Genomic DNA, 17315 nt, shown 5'->3' with positions numbered 1-17315 from the left:
GCGCCGCTAATGCAAAGTTATGAGGAGGAGCCTATGACCGTTACCAAGCCTGCCGCAAGGGCTGATATCGCCATCATCGGGGCCGGCCCTACCGGCCTGACCCTTGCCAATCTGCTCGGGGGCATGGGTGTATCGACGATCCTGATCGAACGAAACCTGACGACGGTCGAGGAACCCCGGGCGGTCTCGATCGATGACGAATCCATGCGCACCATGCAAGCGATCGGTCTTGCCGACGCCGTGGAGGGGATCGTCGCGCGGGGTTATGGCTCGCGCTATCTCTCGCCGCGCCAGAAGCTTTTCCTGACCGTGGAGCCGACCTCGCGGGACTACGGGTTTGACAAGCGCAACGCCTTTCAACAGCCGGAACTCGAGGCTTTGCTGCGCGCCGGAGTGAACCGCTATCCCCATGTGACGCAAATGTTCGGCTGGGAGATGCAGTCCATTTCACAGGATGGGGATGGCGTGTTCCTGGAAATCTCTGGCGCCGATGGCGCGATGCGCAGAGTAGCGGCGCGCTACATGGTGGCATGTGACGGCGGCCGATCCCCCACGCGCACCAAGCTCGGCATAGAACTCGCAGGATCCACCTTCGCTGAGCGCTGGCTCATTGTCGACCTTGTGCGGACCGAAAACCGCTTTCGGCACACGGAAGTCTATTGCGACCCGGCCCGCCCCTGCATTTCGCTGCCCGGGCCCCACAATATCCGCCGCTACGAATTCATGCTGCATGCGGGCGAGGATGAGAAAACGGCAACGGACGAGGCCTTCGTCCGCAATCTTCTCGCCCAGGTCGGCCCCGACCGTGACTGTGTCTTCCGTCGCGTCCGGGTCTATACGTTCCATGCGCGGGTGGCCACGCGCTGGCGCGAAAACAATGTCTTCCTGGCGGGCGACGCGGCGCATCTTTCACCACCCTTCGCCGGGCAGGGCATGAACAGCGGCCTGCGCGACGCACACAACCTCGGCTGGAAGCTTGCCGAAGCCGTTCGTGGAACTGTTCCAGGCAACGTTCTCGACAGCTACGAGATCGAGCGCAAGCCGCATGCCTGGGAGATGATCACGCTCGCGCTCAGGATGGGCCGGGTGATGATGCCGGACAACGACCTCAAGGCGTTCGTGACGCGTGCGGCCTTTCGCATGCTTGGGACCTATTCCCCTGCGCGCGATTACTTTGCGCAGATGCGTTACAAGCCAAAGCCACGTTTCCGAGCCGGTCTGATGTGGGGCGATGGGCGGCCCGAAAAATCCACCATGGTCGGTCGCCTGGTGCCGCAGCCGGTGGTAGAGGATACGCACCTGCGCCGCCAGCTCCTTGATCAGGTCTTGCCGGACCAGCCGGTTGTTCTGGTGTTCGACGAGTTTCCGGATCGTGCGGTCAGCAGGGATTCGGTACGCCTCCTGCGCGAGGCTGGTGCGGAGGTGATCGGCCTGACACCGGAATGGATCAACCCGGTCAACGGCAGTATTTCCGTCTATCGCGATGTAAGCCGGCTCTTCAGCGTGCCGCAGATGAAGAGCTATCTCGGACACGCCCTGCTTCTGCGGCGGGATCGTTATATCGCCGCGGCTGTACCTGCCGCTTCGATTGACAGTCTTCGCGAAAAGGTGGCCGCTCTGGGAACAGGTCCTGCAAGCGCGCCTTCCTCGGTATCTCTCGTTGCCGCCCTATGATGCGCGTCCAGCAGGACCTTCGCCGGGCAGGTCGGTATTCGCATTGACAGGCTGCGATCCTGAGTGGCAATTAGGGGCGCGTAACCCGGCGCGAACACCGGTCTTTGAGGAAATTCGATGGCAGGGCTTGATCGATTTGTCGATATTTTGAGACTTTTCGATCAGCACAAGACCGATTGGACCATCCAGCAGATCGCCGATGCCACAGCAGTTCCGGCCAGCACGGTTTATCGGACGGTCCGCGAATTGGTGGGCCAGGGCTTTCTCGATCCATCGATCGAGGCGCACTACAGGCTGGGTGCCGCATTCATCGAATTTGACCGGCGCCTGCGCATCTCCGATCCACTGATACGCGAAGGCGAGCCTGTGCTCCGTGATGTTGTCCATGCTTCGCCGATACCATGCGTCGCCGTACTCGCGCGGCTCTATCGCGACCAAGTGATCTGCGTTGCCGACAGACGCGGCGCCGACGGCGATATCGCAACGAGCTACGAACGCGGCCGTCCGATGCCGTTGATGCGTGGTGCGACGTCAAAAACCATTCTGGCACAGCTGCCGCGTGCCAGGCTCAGCAAACTCCTCAAGAGCGTGGCAGAGGCCGGCGCAGCGTTGGACGACATTACGGTGGAACTCGGTGGTATCCGCAGGCGCGGCTATGTGATCACGCGGGGTGAGGTCGACAAGGGCCTCGTCGGTATCTCCGTCCCGCTGTCTTGTCCTGAAGCCGCGATCAACGCGAGCATGAGCCTCATTGTAAGGCAGGAGGATTGCACTGAGGCTGTGGAACGGCGTCTCGTCATGACCCTCATGCCTGCCGCCGACATGCTGGCCGCGAAATTGAGGCCGATCAGTCATTCGGATCGGGATTAATTATCGATTTCCGGTATGTATCGTTCTCTAGTGTCTTAAATTATCAAAATATAGTAATTTAAGTTGACATGGGTCGATGATATCGGCATATCTATTCCTGCGAGGAGACAAAGCGTCGATGGTGCTTTGCGCGGGAGGAAACAATGTCCAAGCTGCATGCAGGCGCCAAATGCCGTCACGGAAATGCCGGCAGCGCAGGCACGAGACCGGCTCGGCGGGTTCGCTGGAGTGTCGTGACCGATCCGGTTGGCGGTTTCAGGGCTCCATGTCGCGACGGCCCCGACGGTTAAATGCGTCCTTTTCTCCCTTATTGCGGTGTTGCGCGCTAAAACCATCCTCCGCACCAAACAACGTGCCGAGCTATCGGGTGGCGGGCCGCCCGCATGACGGCAACATCAGTTTTGCAGCATTCCCCGGCTACCATGCCATCCGGAAAATGCCCGGCATGTAGAGCGCCGCCTGCCACGGCCGGCCAGCGGCTTGCCATTCCGAGCCAACGTTATTTCCCTGCGATTGTCGCCTGACCCGTTGATTGCGGGGCAGAGAAAATTCGTGGGTCTCAATGAAATGCCACCGTAGGAACCGGCGGTTCTGCCACCAGGAGAATTTGGAAATGCAGCAACATGTTCACCCCTCCGCATTCGTTGCCGACGCCTATAGCGGCTTTACCGGACAGTATATTGCCGGTCGTTGGGTTCAGGGGACAGAAGGCGTAATCTCGCTTGACCGAAACCCGTTCAACGATGATACCGTGGCGGAAATCTCCCTTGCGAGCCTCGCCGATCTGGACTTGGCGTTCGAGGCGGCCCGATCCGCCCAGGGAGAATGGGCAAAGACGTTGCCATCCGAACGTGCGGCGGTATTTTTAAAGGCCGTTGCTATCCTCGAGGCGCGCAGGGACGAGATCATTGGCTGGATCGTGCGCGAATCTGGCAGCACCCGCATCAAGGCGGGTATCGAGTGGGGCGCTGTACGTGCCGGCATGCTGGAGGCCGCAACTATGCCATCGGCGGCGCAAGGGCATATCATCCCGGTCGACCGCCCTGGCAAAGAAGCAAGAGTGTACAAGAAGCCGGTCGGTGTGGTTGGCGTTATCAGCCCGTGGAACTTCCCGCTGCACCTTTCCAACCGGTCGGTTGCGCCGGCCATAGCGCTCGGCAACGCGGTTGTGCTGAAGCCCTCCAACGACACGCCCGTGACAGGTGGACTGCTGCTCGCCAAAATCTACGAGGAAGCGGGCCTGCCCGCAGGTGTCCTGAACGTTGTCGTCGGCAGTTCCGCGACAATCGGCGATGCCTTTTCCCGCCACCCTATTCCGCGCGTTCTCACCTTCACCGGCTCGACGCCGGTTGGCCGGCATATTGCGCGCGTTGCGGCAGAATCGGCGCTGCTCAAGCGCGTCGGCCTCGAACTCGGCGGCAATGCTCCACTGGTCGTGCTCGACGACGCCGAGCTTGGCAAGGCCGTCCATGCGGCGCTGATCGGCCGGTTCATGCACCAGGGTCAGATCTGCATGAGTACCAACCGCATCATCATCGATGTCTCACTCTACGACCGATTTGTTGAAGCCTTCACGGAAGCGGCGAAGACGGTGAAATATGGCGATCCCGATCTGCCCGATACGCTGGTTGGGCCACTCTGCAACGACAGTCAGGTGCGCAATGTGCGCGCCAGCATCGAGCAGGCCCGCGCCGCCGGCTTTCGCGAATGCCTTGCCGGCATGATCGATGGCCGGGTCGTCCCGCCGCATGTCTTTGCAAACGTCACCAACGATTCCGATTTCGCGCGCCAGGAGATTTTCGGTCCCGTCGCGCCGCTCATCCGCGCGGCCGATGAGGCAGAGGCACTCGCGTTTGCCAACGATACCGAATTCGGCCTTTCCAGCGCGGTCTTCACCGGCAACGAAGCCCGTGGCCTTGCCTTTGCGCAACGCATCGAGGCGGGAATGACGCATATCAACGACATCACCATCCACGACTACCCGCATGTGATGTTCGGCGGTGAAAAGAATTCCGGTCTTGGGCGCTTCAACGGCAAATGGATTGTCGAGGAATTCACCACCGACCACTTCGTGTCGATCCAGCGCTAACGGCTGCGCGGCGCCAGGGGCCAAGAACCTTGGCGCGCGCCGCATCCATCCAGGCCGCGGGGGGTGGTCTGTTTCACAGGAGGACGTTGATATGCAGAATGTGTCCGCAGGCGTGCGGCAGGGGTTGCTGTTGGTGGCCGTTGCATGGCTGGCGCCGATCGGATCGACGTTGTTCGCGCCGGTACTGCCGCAGATGATCGCACATTTTTCCGACGTGCCGCGCGCCGAATTGCTCGCTCCATTGGCACTGGTGACGCCCGCCCTCTTTGTTGCGTTGCTTGCGCCGCTTGCCGGCATTCTGGCCGACAGAACCGGGCGCAAACACCTGCTGCTCGTAGCGCTCGCCCTCTATGCCGCGGCCGGCATCGCGCCCCATTGGATAGACAACCTCCATGGCATCATTCTGTCGCGGGTCGTCGTCGGGATCGCCGAGGCCGGCGTGATGACGGCGAGCACCGCGCTGATCTGCGACTATTTCACTGGGGAACGCCGCGCCCATTGGCTCTCGGTGCAGTTTGGATCGGCGTCGCTGGTCGCAACCTTCTGTTTCATGCTCGCAGGTTTCCTCGGCGGATACGACTGGCGTGCGCCATTCCTTGTCTATGGTGCGACGGCTCTCTTCATCCCGCTCGTCCTGATGCTCATCTTCGAACCGGCAGCTGTCGCGCCCGAGGCGCGCTCCCTGGTTCGGGAAGACAAGGCGCCGGGCCTCTTCACGCCGCGCTTCATCGGTTGCCTTGCGCTGACGCTCCTGTGCGGCGTGCTGTTTTATGTCACGCCGGTCCATATCTCGCTGGTGCTGAGCGAACGCGGTTTCACCGATGCGGGCATGCTCGGCCTTGCCAGCGCCGTTGGCTCTATCGGTGTCGTGGTTGGCGCAGTCGCCTTCCGCATGCAGTCGCAGCGCTCGATCGGCGCGCTGCTCGTTGTCGCCATGGCCGCGCAGGCCATCGGCTACATCGTCCTCTACACCCAGCCTTCATGGGCGGCCGGTGCCATCGGTATGTTCATCAACAATATCGGTTGCGGTATTTCTCTTCCGCTCGTTCTCGCCTTCACGATGAGCAATCTGCGCAGCGACTACCGCGGGCGGGCGTCGGGGATCTGGACCTCGATGTTTTTTATCGGACAATTCGTCTGCCCCATCGGCGTAAACGTCGTTGCAGCCGCATCCGGCGGGATGGTTGCGGCCATGGCCACATTTGCCGGTATCACGCTTTTCGCGGCTCTGGTTTTCATGACCGGATTGATCTTCGGCCATTCCTTCAAAGAACCGGCAACGTCCGGCCGCGACATCATGCCTGTCCATTGAACAAAAGCAATCGGGGGTGGGGCTTGCTCCCCCGTCGTCGCGGCTGTCGGCAATTCTGTTACCACACGCGGTCTTCGCGAGCGCGTGTGCAAATTCCAAACATCCGAAGTGGGGGATCACGATGGAAACGCAATCGCTTAAACTAAAAGCAACTCTGTTGGTTCTCAGCGGCCTTACCGGCGCGATGGCCGGGGATATCGCCAACGCCGCCGAGTTCTACCAGACCACCACACCCGGAGCCACATCCGACATACGGGCCGCCGAGCTGCCACCGGAAGCGGGATTCTATGCCATCGGCGGCGTATGGGGTCACTGGCGGGACTCGCTGAGCGATGGCAATGGCGATGCAATGTTCCCGGATACGGATGATCGACTTCTGCAGGGCCAGTTGGGTGGACTTTACGTCTATCCGGGGGAGTTCCTGGGTGGACGGATGGCGTCCTCGCTGATCTTTACCTACGGCAAGCACGATCTGACGATCACCGATAGTTTGCCGGTCGACCTCAGCGACAAGCACACCGGATCCTTCGACGCCTATTCCGACATCTTCTTCTGGTCGAAGAGCTGGTACGAAGGACCACCGCCCGGGTCGGCGGGCCAGCCGGTACCGGGCCCGGATTTCATTCCGCCCATGCCCGTCGGTTTCACGCTGGGCCTCGGGCTCGGCGTGACGATCCCGATCGGTATTTTCGACGGCAGCACGGTCGGCAGCCCCGGCTTCAACAATTGGATCCTACAGCCGAATATTGCCTTCACCTACCGGACCAGGCCGATTTTCCTTGATGGAACAGAATTTTCCACCCGGATTTTCTACAACCACAATTTCGAGCGTGAGGATGCGACCGGGGGATTCAACTACCGCGACGGCGACTACATCTCGGCTGATTTCGCCATCAGCGAGCGTTACGATCGGTTCCAGTTCGGTCTTGCTGGCAACGTCAAATGGCAGATCGAGGACGACGCGGGCTCGCTCGCCGTTCCGGCGGCGGACGGTCAGCGCCACAAGTCAATTCGCCTTGGTCCGATTCTGGCGATCGACTTTCCCGAGCAGCGCAGCACCGTTTCGCTGAAGTTCCTGACGGACGTTTACAGCCGGAACGCCTTCGACGGCAATTACCTGCAGCTGAGCTTCATTCGTAAGCTCTGGTGAGCCGCGTCCCGAAAGATCGTGCGGACCATAGCAGAATTGTCAGGCGCTCTTGCTGTTTCCGGCGCGGTACGTGTTCAGGAAAATGCGGATCGCGGGCTCGACATTCTGCGCGATCTCTTCCTCGGTCGCTCCATCGCGGATTGCCCAGAGGCACTGTTCGAACAGACGGACTTCACAGAGGGCCTTGAAGCGCCAGGCGGCGGCCACAGGATCATCCAAGATGAGTTCGTGCCGGTTTGCGGCGTCGGTGACAAGGGTGACTATTACGTCGATGACGCTTTTCGGGCCGTTCTCGAAGAAAATCTGGCCAAGTTCCGGGAACCGGGACGCCTCGGCGATGACAAGCCGGTTGATCGCCATGATCTCAGGTGAAAGCAACAATCGTAGATAGTTTCTGCCCAATGCCGTCAGCGTCGGAAGAAGCGCTGCTTCCTTACCCGGCAGCAACAGGAACTCCTCGCGTCTCTGCTTGCCCGCAGCGATGACAAAGGCGGCGAAGAGGTCCTCTTTGGACGAAAAATAGCCGTAGAGGGTTCCCTTGGAGCCGCCGACGGCTGATGCGATCGTTGCCATGGAAACGGAGCCGTACCCTTCGCGCAGGAAGAGTGCGCCGGCAACGTCGATGATCTCGTTTCTTTTTTTCTCGCTTCGAACACGCATGATGTCGTTATAACCGGACAGAGCCGTACTGTTAAGTTGACCTGGGAATAAGTTTATAATAGTACAGTTATGTACGGTTATAGGAGGAGTTCACATGACACGACCTTTCCCCAGCAGTCCGGAATTCACCGGGGCACTTTACAAACCCGTCCGCTTCGAAGGTGAGGTCTACGATCTCGAGATCGAGGGAAAAGTGCCGGCCGAAATCGACGGCACGTTCTTTCAGGCCGCACCTGACCCCCAGTATCCGCCCATGCTTGGTGAAGACATGTTCTTCAACGGCGATGGCGTTATCAGCGCCTTCCGCTTCAAGAACGGGCATGTGGATTTTAAGCGCCGATACGTCATGACGGAGCGGCTGAAGGCGCAGCGTGCCGCCCGCGCCTCACTGCACGGTGTCTATCGCAACCAGCACACGAATGACCCAAGCGTTCGGGAGCTGAATAACAGCACCGCAAATACGAATGTGATCCTGCATGCCGGCAAGTTGTTGGCGCTCAAGGAGGATAGCGCGCCCTACGCGCTTGATCCGATTACGCTTGAAACCATCGGCCTTTGGGATTTCGACGGCCAGCTCACCAGCGCCACCTTCACCGCGCATCCGAAAATCGACCCTGCCAGCGGCGACCTTCTTTGCTTTGGCTACGAGGCCAAGGGCGATGCGACGCCCGACATCGTTTATTACGAGATTGATGCACAGGGCCGCAAGAAGCGGGAGACATGGATTGTTGCTCCCTATGCCGCAATGATCCATGATTTCGCTGTGACCGAGAACTACGTGATTTTTCCTCTGATGCCGCTCACCATCGACGCCGAGCGGCTCAGGCAAGGCGGCAAGCACTTTCAGTGGCAACCTGGGCTCAATCAGCTTTTCGGCGTGCTCCGCCGCGACGGTGACGGTCGCGACGTGCGCTGGTTCACGGCCCCCAATGGATTCCAGGGCCATACACTCAACGCCTTTGACGATGGCGGGCGCATCTACATCGATATGCCGGTCACCAGCGGCAACATCTTCTATTTCTTCCCGCAAGCGGACGGCACGGTTCCGCCACCGGAGACATTGTCCTCGAACATGATGCGGTTGACCTTCGATATGAACGCACCGGGAAACACGCTGCGGATGACACCGCTGACCCAGTTTCCGTGTGAATTTCCCCGCAGTGACGATCGATATATGGGGCGGCAATATCAGCACGGTTTCGTCATCGCGATGGATCCGACAAAGCCCTTTGACGAGGCCCGGATTGGGCGACGTCCATTTCAGTTTTTCAACATGCTCGCCCATATCAACGTTGCGACGGGTAAGACCAAGACCTGGTTTGCCGATGATCAGTCCTGCTTCCAGGAGCCGATCTTCGTGCCCAGGCGCGCCGATGCACCCGAGGGCGAGGGTTACATCATCGGCCTTGTAAACCGGCTGGCGGAGCGTGCGACGGATCTTCTCGTGCTCGACGCGCAGCAGATATCCGAAGGTCCGATCGCAACGATCAAACTCCCGATGCGGCTGCGCATGTCATTGCACGGAAACTGGGTACCTGGTTCCGCCTTGCGTGCAGACTGAGCCAGCGTCGTCCGTTCGGGTGCGAGATTATACCATCATCCGGTACCAGCCTCTCGGAACCGTTTTCGCAGTCCGTTGTTGGGGCAGGCCTCGGAGCATATAGACGTTCACATAGTGGGCAAATATTACTTAATTTTACTCCGCCTTTGCCGCTTTTTACATTCAGTCAGATATAATAGCACGATGCAAGCGTACTCATCGAGGCGGCCTTGATCAATGCCCCCGTTAAAAAGGCGCGCGTTCTTGCTCACGGTCAAAGCTGCATACTATTGCCGCCACCATTGTTGCAGCGGTGTTGACCCGCGACTTTGTGCTTTTTCCGAACTTTGACAGACGACGATCGCTCATCGCATTGTCTCCAGCCGCTCGAATGAGAGTGAAAATCCTTTTAGCGAAACGTGGAAAACGGGATTGGCACCTTCTGCGAACGCCATCCCGCTGACCTTGAGCGATCCTGCTTTTTTCATTGTATCAATGCTCGACGCCGACAACGTCAGTGGAACAAGGCATCCTTCCTGCGTACATGTAACAATGCCCGCATGTTGTCCGGAACTTTCGTCGTCAAGCCTGAGATTGATACCCTCTGAGAGCCTTAGGCCAAGAGGCAATCTTAAGAGCATCTTCGTCAACCCGTTCTCTGGCGGGAAAAGTTCGATGGCGAACATGACCATGCCGGTATTGGCATTGTGGTAGAACTGGCCCATGGAACACGCTCTTTTGGCTTCGACCATCCTGCATTCAACCGCCCAGTCGCCATAGATCTCCTTGATCCGATCTGCGCCGTTGGCAAGCTTTTTGGCGTTGTCCCCATTGCCGGCGCCTGAATCGTCGTTTGAAACGGTTTGCGCGAGGCCTGGTTCGTCCAGCAAATAGCGGCGACTGTCCGGGCTTTGGCTGATGGCCCCATGTGCACCGCTTCCAAGAGTTAGAAGTGTTGCTACGGAAATCCCGACTATCGCGTTCAACAGGCTCGTACTCACTTTTATCCTCTCGATTGATGACCACAGAAACACAGCGAGACCTTTAAAGCCTGAAAGCTGGTGAGGCGTGCAAAAGCGGGGCTAAAATGCTGAGCACGTTCAGCCGCGGCGGCGCGGCGCCACAACCACACGGAGCTGAGAGTTCGTGTCGACCACTGCCGGCTCGGAGACGTCTACGACGCCGTCCCAACCGCCCCCCAGCGCCTTGTTCAGAGCGATGTAGTAGCGCGCCACATCCAGCTTGGTCTCGATCAGGTCTTCCTCGACCGAATAGAGTGTCTTCTCCGCGTCGAGTACGGCAAAGAGGTCACCACTGCCCAAGTTTTGAATTTCGCGAGAGAACTTGACAGCCTCCCGGTATCCGGCGGCGGACAATGTGAGCTTTGATCGCCTCAGGCGCGATTGATTGAGGGAAACGATAGCATTCTGAACGTCTTCCAAGGCCGAAAGAACAGTCTCCTGATATTCCAAAAAGGATTGATCACGTTGGGCTTTGGCCACATCGACCGCAGCCCTTAGCCGACCGCCTTGAAAAATCGGGATATTGATGCTGGGGCCGAGGGACCAGCTTATCGTCGAATTCCTGCCCAGGTCGCCAAAACTCGTGGCCGACGAGTCGATGGACCCTGTCAGCGAAATTGACGGATATCGGTTCGCCTCGGCTCGCCCGATACCAGCGGTCGACTCCGCGAGTTGGCGCTCCGCAACTCTGATATCTGGTCTGTTGGCAAGCAGGTCGCCGGGAATGCCTATCGATTGCGCCTTGGGTGGCAGCGGGATTTTTCCCTTCCTCGCCAAGATGGCTTCGAGGGAGAGGGGCGCTCGACCGAGCAAGACGCCGAGGCGATGCACTGACTTGGCGTATTCTATCCGATAAGACGGGATGTCCGCCTCGATAGCCGCTGTTTGCGCCTCCGCCTTGACGACATCAACGACGGAGGCTTCTCCGCCCTGTTGCTGTTGCCGTGTCAATGTTGCGGTTTGCCGCTGTGATCTGGCCGATCGCTCGCCTAAATCGATAAGCTCCTGATACGCGCGCGCCTGAACATAATAGGACGCCACGTCACCCACTAAAGTGACCAGCGTATCGCGCAGTTGCGCCTGGGATGCGTCTTCTGCATATTTTGCAGCCTCCAACGCACGTTTGTTTCCGCCGAATAAGTCAAGTTCCCAGCTGGCGTCAAAACCTGCCTGATACTGGCTGGAGACCGACGCGTCGGCTGATGACGATGAATTCCGGAGCCGATCGACTGCCGAGGCAGCGGAAAGTGTTGGGAAGAGGCTTCCAGCGTCCTCCTTGGTGGCTGCCCTGGCTTCGCGGATCTTGGCTTTCGCAGCGGCAACGTCCAGGTTTCCCTCAACAGCATCAGCAACAAGCTGATCAAGCATTGGATCTCCCAGTTGCTTCCACCATTGGGCGAGCTCGGGCGGTTTAGACGGAAGCCCCTCTTTGGTCCAGAGAGCTGGAAGAGACATTACCGGTTCCTTGTAGTCTGGCCCGACTGTGCACCCGTTTATTATCAACGTAACTGACAATAATGCTGCCAGGTGAGGGTGCATCTCATGCGGACGATCAGTTCTTTTCAGTTGCATCGTACAGTCCCGTATAAGTGAGATCAGGAATTGCACACGGCAATCTCGCTGCTAGAGGCAGGCGGCCAAACCCAGGCGATCTCTGCGATAGGCAGTGAAACCTTCAGTGGCTCTTGATAGACGAACCAACGTTAAGCGCTGTTAAGGGGATGTAAAACTGGGTAAAATCCGAGCTCCGCGGCAAGCTTCGCGCTCGGAGGTCCATCAATATAGGGGTAGTTGACCGCCAATGGCTCAAGACCCGCCCGGCCGCCGTGCTTGTGATGGCCGCCTGCGCAAGCGAGGCCGCCGCCCGGATGGGCAGGTCTGCGGCGGGGCTCAGATCCTGGCGGAGAGCAAGGATGCAAAATCTGCAGCAGCCGGACAGAGCGAGGGCACGAGAGTTCGCCGCCAAGGTTGGAACGCGCTGACTTCCTCGCGACAGTTTTCCACTACACATAACCGCAGGCCCAAGTCGTGAGCGGCCGCAGCGAGCGGTTACTCATGTCCATGCCACATGAATCAATATAAAATGGTAGCGACTCCGAAACAAATCGATATGTTAATGAACCAATTAGACATAAACTGATACATTACTGAAATGCAAAACAATTTGCACGAATCACTATAGTATATAACTAGTAATGTAGGATTTTTATTCGCTTTAATCGATAGGCTAACAAAGGCTTTGTTCATGATGCGGGTTTACGTCGCAATCGCCCTAGGGACCTGCCTCGGTGCATCCTTCGCGAATGCCGAAAATCATGCCGCCTCGAGGTTGGAGGGACCAGAGCACCACGATACAATCATGAGGATTACGAACACTGGGCCCGGAGTAAAAAAGGCAATAAAACTTGGACTCAACAAGGCTGTTGTCGTCGATCTTCCTTCGGACGCGCATGATATACTTGTTGCCGACCCGTCCCTTGCCGATGCGGTGACACGAACATCGCGGCGAATTTATCTCTTTGGTAAGTCGGTTGGCCAGACAAACATCTTCGTCTTTGGCCCTGACGGTGAAGAGATCGTCAGACTTGACATCCGCATCGAGCGCGACATTGCGGAGTTGGAGGCCAACCTTCGACGCTTCATACGGGATGCAGATATCAGTGTTGAAATCATCTCCGACAACATTGTGCTTACCGGCACCGTAAATACCACGTTGGATTCCACGACTGCCGCTGATCTGGCCGAGGCCTTTCTGAAGGGAGGGGAGGCAACGACCCGTAGCATAACCGCACAGGGTAACAACGGTGACGCCGACATCTTTGCAGAGGACCGCCAGACGTCGCAGATTGTTAACTTGTTAAGAGTGGAGGGCGAGGACCAGGTTACGCTCAAGGTAACCGTCGCCGAGGTTAGCCGGCAGGTTTTGAAACAACTTGGGTTTAGCGGCTCGATCACCGGGTCGGGGGTCGACTTCTCTTTTTCAAATCCATCCAACCTCGGCAATGCGGGAAATACAACCTCATCGACGCTCCACGGCTCGGTCGGTGGCGTTGATCTATCGAGCTCAATGAACGCAATGGAACAGGCCGGCGTTATGCGCACGCTAGCTGAACCCAGTCTCACCGCCATTTCCGGACAAGAAGCAAAGCTCTATGTTGGTGGCGAATACCGCTTGGCTTCCGGCCAAGAGGTCACGGAAGAGGACGATGGCAGCAACACCGTGACCCGCGAGACCGAGAGCGTGGAATACGGCATTGAGCTCAACTTCAAGCCTGTCGTGCTCGGGCCTGGCCGCATCAGTCTGTCCATCGAAACCAAGGTCTCTGAGCCGACGTTCGAAGGCTCTGTCGTTAGCGGCAATTCGGACACAAGCGTTCCCGGCCAGACCTACCTCGCCATTCGAAAACGCGAAGCATCCACGACCGTCGAGCTGCCGTCGGGGGGATCGATTGTGATCGCGGGACTGGTGCAGGACAATGTCCGTCAGGCCATCTCCGGCCTGCCCGGCATGTCGAAGATTCCCGTTTTCGGCGCGCTGTTCCGAAGCAAGGACTTCATCCGCAATGAATCAGAGCTGGTCATCATCGCGACGCCGTATCTGGTTCGGCCCGTCGCCCGGTCAGCGATTTCTCGACCCGACGATAATTTCAACCCCGCAAACGATTTGGAAAGCGGCTTCCTTGGCCATGTTAACCGACTTTACGGCACCGCTGGAAAGAAGCCAGAAGGTCGCTACTACGGTTCGGTGGGGTTCATTTACAAATGACGCTATCGCGGCCTGGTCGATGCTGTTTGAGGCGTCTTTTCTCTCGCCCCACCATCTGCGTGCTGCCATCAGGCCAACATCGACGAGCCGGACCCCCATCAATTGCGCACTTCTACCGCAACGGCTAGCAGGTAGCCTTTCCTGCGCATGGTTCTCAACATCGTGACGACACCGGCCTCATGAAGCTTACGGCGCAGGCGGCTGACCAAGATGTCAATTGAACGGTCCGATGAACCGGCCGCGCGATCTTGAGTGAGTTCGAGCCACAGGTTGCGGGAAATCAGAGAACGGGGACGCTGAAGGAAGACCATCAGCAATTCGAATTCACGACCGGTTAGACTGACAGGGTTGCCATTGGGGGCTGTGAGAGTCCGACATTCAAAATCCGCGACACAATTCGCGAAAATATATGAGGGCCAACCGAACGATCTGGCTGGCTATGGCGACGCCTCAGGATGGCGCGAATGCGAGCGGCCAGTTCGCGCGGATTACATGGCTTGCTCAGATATTCGTCGGTGGGAACTGCATTCCCGCAGTTTATCATTAGAGGAAAACCCATCCGTCGAAGAGCTTCCGGGACGTCCGCACCGTACCCGCGCCTTTGATGTTTCCCGCTCCATCGAGATCGAGAAACACCTCCATGATACCGGTCGGGTGCTCGATGACGTAACGGCCGTCTGCGGGAGGGATGGCAAGAGACGCGGCCGGGCTTCCGGCAAGCCGCGTTGCCGTCGCAACGGTGATGGCGGCGAGCACGCCGATCGAGGCATGCACGCGATGGGGAATAAGGCTGCGGGTGGAGATCGCACCGCCTGCGGTCGGAGCGGAGACGAGCGTCATCTTCGGCACTGAGACGGTTGCGACATCTCCGAGGTTCATCATCGGCCCGGCCTTGAGCCGAATGGCGTCGATACGGGCTTTCAGCGACGCATTCGCCTCGATCGCCTCGCGGTTCTCCACGCCGGTCAGGCCGAAATCGGATGCCCGCATAACGACGCAGGGCATGCCGTTGTCGATCAGGGTCGCTTCGACACCATCAATGACATCGACGGTGTTGCCGGTGGGCAGCAGCGCCCCGCACATCGAACCGGCGACATTGGCGAACAGCAGCGGCACGGCTGCATGGGTGCCGGGAACACCGGCGATTTCGGTGTCGCCCATATAGCTCACCTTGCCGCCCGGCGTCTGGATGCGGGCGATGGCGATCTCGCCGGTGTTGACCATATGGATGCGCACCTCGGTCTCGCCATCCTCGGCCGTTACCAGTCCACGTTCGATGGCTGCTGGTCCTACAGCCGCGAGGATGTTGCCGCAGCCCTGCGCATCGCTGACAAGTGGCTGGTCGACGAAGACCTGCAGGAAGAGATAGTCGACATCGGCATCGTCACGGCTCGATGGCGAGAGGATGGCGACTTTCGATGTGAGCGGGTCAGCGCCACCGATGCCGTCGATCTGACGCGGATCGGGCGAGCCTATGATGGACAGCAGCAGTGCATTGCGCTCGCCGGGATCGGCGGGCAGGTCTTTGGCAAGGAAATAAGCGCCTTTGGAGGTGCCGCCGCGCATCCATAGGCAGGGAATGCCGCCGTCAGACATATTTCAGCCCCTTTGCGGCGAGCGTTTCGCGCATGCCGTAGATATCGAGGCCGAGCTCGCCGCTCGCCAGCCGCTTGCGTTTGGCCTCTTCGTTGGCTAGCCGCTTTTCTGCCGCCGCCAGCACGGTTTCGGCTTCGTCGCGGCGGACAACGCAGACGCCATCGTCGTCAGCGACGATCACGTCACCCGCCTCGACCAGAGCGCCGGCGCAGACCACTGGCACGTTGACCGAACCCAGCGTCTCCTTGACCGTGCCCTGTGCGGAGACAGCCTTCGACCACACCGGAAAGCCCATGGCGGTCAGGTCGCGGATGTCGCGCACGCCGGCATCGATGATCAGGCCGCGGCAGCCGCGCGCCATGGCCGACGTGGCAAGAAGATCGCCGAAATAGCCGTTGTCGCAGGGCGAGGTGGGGGCAAGCACGAGGATATCGCCGTCCTTCAACTGCTCGATCGCCACATGCACCATCCAGTTGTCGCCGGGCGGTGCCGAAATCGTCACGGCGGAGCCGGCAATCTGCGCGCCGGCGTAGATCGGCCGCATGCTGCTCGACAGCACGCCTTTGCGCCCTTGCGATTCGTGTAGGGTTGCAACGCCGGCCCTGGCGAGGCCGTCGATGACGGCTTGATCGACGCGCTTGATGTTCTGCACCACCACAGCCATGGCTCAGTGCTCCTTTTTCTCGTTCGGCGGCGTGCCGTGGGTATGGAAGGTTTCGATGGTCTTCAGGCCCCAGGCCTGTCCCTTCTTGCGCTCGGCTTCCGTCCAGACGACGGGCTCCCAATCGGGGGCGAGGATCAGGCGGGCGCCGGAATTGGCGAGTTCGACGCGATTACCAGCGGGCTCCCAGACGTAGAGGAAGAAGGTGCCCTGTATCGCGTGCTTGTGCGGCCCGGTCTCGATGTGCACGCCGTTCTCCAGGAAGATATCGGCGGCGCGCAGGATGTCCTCGCGGGTATCCGTCGCATAGGTGACGTGGTGCAGCCGCGCATGCCCGCCGGCGTGTTCTTCTGTACAGGCGAGATCGTAGGTCTTGTTGTTGACCGTGAACCAGCAACCGCCGACCCGGCCATTGTCGAGCTGGATCATTTCGGTGACGCGGGAACCGAGGCAGGTCTCCATGAAGCTGCGGAATTCCGAGACATCGCTGGCAAGCAGGTTGAGATGGTCGAGACGGCGAGGATGGCAGCCACGACCGTGAAAGCGTTGCGCGAGGTTCTTGAGTTTCGGACGCTGTTCTTCCGGCGGCATATAGCGCACCGTGTCCCAGTAGATTTCGAAGACATGGCCGAAGGGGTCTTCGAAACGAAAGGCGCTGTTATGGCCGAGATCGGCTTTCACCCAGCCGATGACTTTGTATTTGCTTGCCTCAATGGCGGCGACGCGACGCTCAAGTGCCGCTTGAGAAGATGTGCGATAGGCAACATGGCCGATGCCGGTCGTGTGATGGCGGGTGAGCTTCAGCGTGTGGAACTCGTAGTCATCCCAGGCGCGCAGATAGGCCGAGGTTTCGTCCTGGCCTGCAAGCGTCAAGCCGTAGACGTTGAGGAAGAAGTCCAGGCTCTCCTCGAACTTGTCCGTATACATCTCGACATGGGCGAGATGGGCGATGTCAAAACAGGGTTCCAAGGTATT

The 17315-nt window shown here is 59.1% G+C and carries 14 protein-coding genes; 7 read left to right on the top strand and 7 right to left on the bottom strand.

Annotated features, from left to right (window positions below):
- The first annotated feature begins 9 nt into the window (after window positions 1-9).
- The 5 genes from DXT96_RS20510 to DXT96_RS20490 all read left to right on the top strand — a co-directional run bounded on the left by DXT96_RS20510 (window position 10) and on the right by DXT96_RS20490 (window position 7095).
- The gene (locus DXT96_RS20510) at window positions 10-1674 is read left to right on the top strand and encodes a bifunctional 3-(3-hydroxy-phenyl)propionate/3-hydroxycinnamic acid hydroxylase (RefSeq protein ID WP_371418948.1); all 1665 of its coding nucleotides are present in this window, start codon (window positions 10-12) and stop codon (window positions 1672-1674) included.
- A 117-nt stretch (window positions 1675-1791) separates the two neighbouring features.
- Entirely contained in the window at window positions 1792-2544 is a 753-nt protein-coding gene (locus DXT96_RS20505; RefSeq protein WP_153516223.1) for an IclR family transcriptional regulator, read from the top strand.
- Between the two features lie 613 nt (window positions 2545-3157).
- Entirely contained in the window at window positions 3158-4633 is a 1476-nt protein-coding gene (locus DXT96_RS20500; protein WP_173998173.1) for an aldehyde dehydrogenase family protein, read from the top strand.
- A gap of 91 nt (window positions 4634-4724) precedes the next feature.
- Window positions 4725-5945: an MFS transporter gene (locus DXT96_RS20495; protein WP_153516221.1), complete on the top strand. Its 1221-nt coding sequence runs from the start codon at window positions 4725-4727 to the stop codon at window positions 5943-5945.
- A gap of 121 nt (window positions 5946-6066) precedes the next feature.
- Window positions 6067-7095, top strand: coding sequence for a transporter (locus tag DXT96_RS20490; RefSeq protein WP_153516220.1), 1029 nt, complete (start codon window positions 6067-6069; stop codon window positions 7093-7095).
- A 39-nt stretch (window positions 7096-7134) separates the two neighbouring features.
- On the opposite strand, the gene DXT96_RS20485 is transcribed toward DXT96_RS20490, so the two are convergent.
- On the bottom strand, window positions 7135-7755 hold the full coding sequence (locus tag DXT96_RS20485) for a TetR/AcrR family transcriptional regulator (RefSeq protein ID WP_153516219.1): 621 nt from the start codon (window positions 7753-7755) through the stop codon (window positions 7135-7137).
- Between the two features lie 94 nt (window positions 7756-7849).
- Here DXT96_RS20485 and DXT96_RS20480 point away from each other — a divergent pair, with 94 nt between their 5' ends.
- The gene (locus DXT96_RS20480) at window positions 7850-9316 is read left to right on the top strand and encodes a carotenoid oxygenase family protein (protein WP_153516218.1); all 1467 of its coding nucleotides are present in this window, start codon (window positions 7850-7852) and stop codon (window positions 9314-9316) included.
- A gap of 344 nt (window positions 9317-9660) precedes the next feature.
- On the opposite strand, the gene DXT96_RS27220 is transcribed toward DXT96_RS20480, so the two are convergent.
- A complete protein-coding gene (locus tag DXT96_RS27220) occupies window positions 9661-10296 on the bottom strand; it encodes an invasion associated locus B family protein (protein ID WP_153516217.1) in 636 nt (211 codons plus the stop codon).
- Window positions 10297-10395: 99 nt separating this feature from the next.
- The gene (locus tag DXT96_RS20470; RefSeq protein ID WP_236776492.1) at window positions 10396-11856 is read right to left on the bottom strand and encodes an efflux transporter outer membrane subunit; all 1461 of its coding nucleotides are present in this window, start codon (window positions 11854-11856) and stop codon (window positions 10396-10398) included.
- An 820-nt stretch (window positions 11857-12676) separates the two neighbouring features.
- On the opposite strand from DXT96_RS20470, the gene DXT96_RS20465 reads away from it, so the two are divergent.
- Window positions 12677-14083, top strand: coding sequence for a type II and III secretion system protein family protein (locus DXT96_RS20465; protein WP_236776483.1), 1407 nt, complete (start codon window positions 12677-12679; stop codon window positions 14081-14083).
- Window positions 14084-14181: 98 nt separating this feature from the next.
- On the opposite strand, the gene DXT96_RS20460 is transcribed toward DXT96_RS20465, so the two are convergent.
- The 4 genes from DXT96_RS20460 to DXT96_RS20445 form a co-directional block, all read right to left on the bottom strand.
- Complete coding sequence (locus DXT96_RS20460; protein WP_153516214.1) at window positions 14182-14394, bottom strand: winged helix-turn-helix domain-containing protein; 213 nt, start codon at window positions 14392-14394, stop codon at window positions 14182-14184.
- Window positions 14395-14626: 232 nt separating this feature from the next.
- A complete protein-coding gene (locus tag DXT96_RS20455) occupies window positions 14627-15679 on the bottom strand; it encodes a 4-oxalomesaconate tautomerase (RefSeq protein ID WP_153516213.1) in 1053 nt (350 codons plus the stop codon).
- Complete coding sequence (locus DXT96_RS20450; protein ID WP_153516212.1) at window positions 15672-16343, bottom strand: 4-carboxy-4-hydroxy-2-oxoadipate aldolase/oxaloacetate decarboxylase; 672 nt, start codon at window positions 16341-16343, stop codon at window positions 15672-15674. The genes DXT96_RS20455 and DXT96_RS20450 overlap by 8 nt, the downstream gene beginning before the upstream one ends.
- Window positions 16344-16346: 3 nt before the next feature.
- Window positions 16347-17309 carry a VOC family protein gene (locus DXT96_RS20445; RefSeq protein WP_153516211.1) on the bottom strand — a complete coding sequence of 321 codons (963 nt, stop codon included), beginning with the start codon at window positions 17307-17309 and terminating at the stop codon, window positions 16347-16349.
- Window positions 17310-17315 lie beyond the last annotated feature (6 nt).

The organism is Agrobacterium sp. ICMP 6402 (assembly GCF_009498615.1).
Classification (GTDB): domain Bacteria; phylum Pseudomonadota; class Alphaproteobacteria; order Rhizobiales; family Rhizobiaceae; genus Agrobacterium; species Agrobacterium burrii.
Note: the sequence above shows the minus strand (reverse complement) of the source record. Positions and strands in the feature narration are given on the sequence as shown.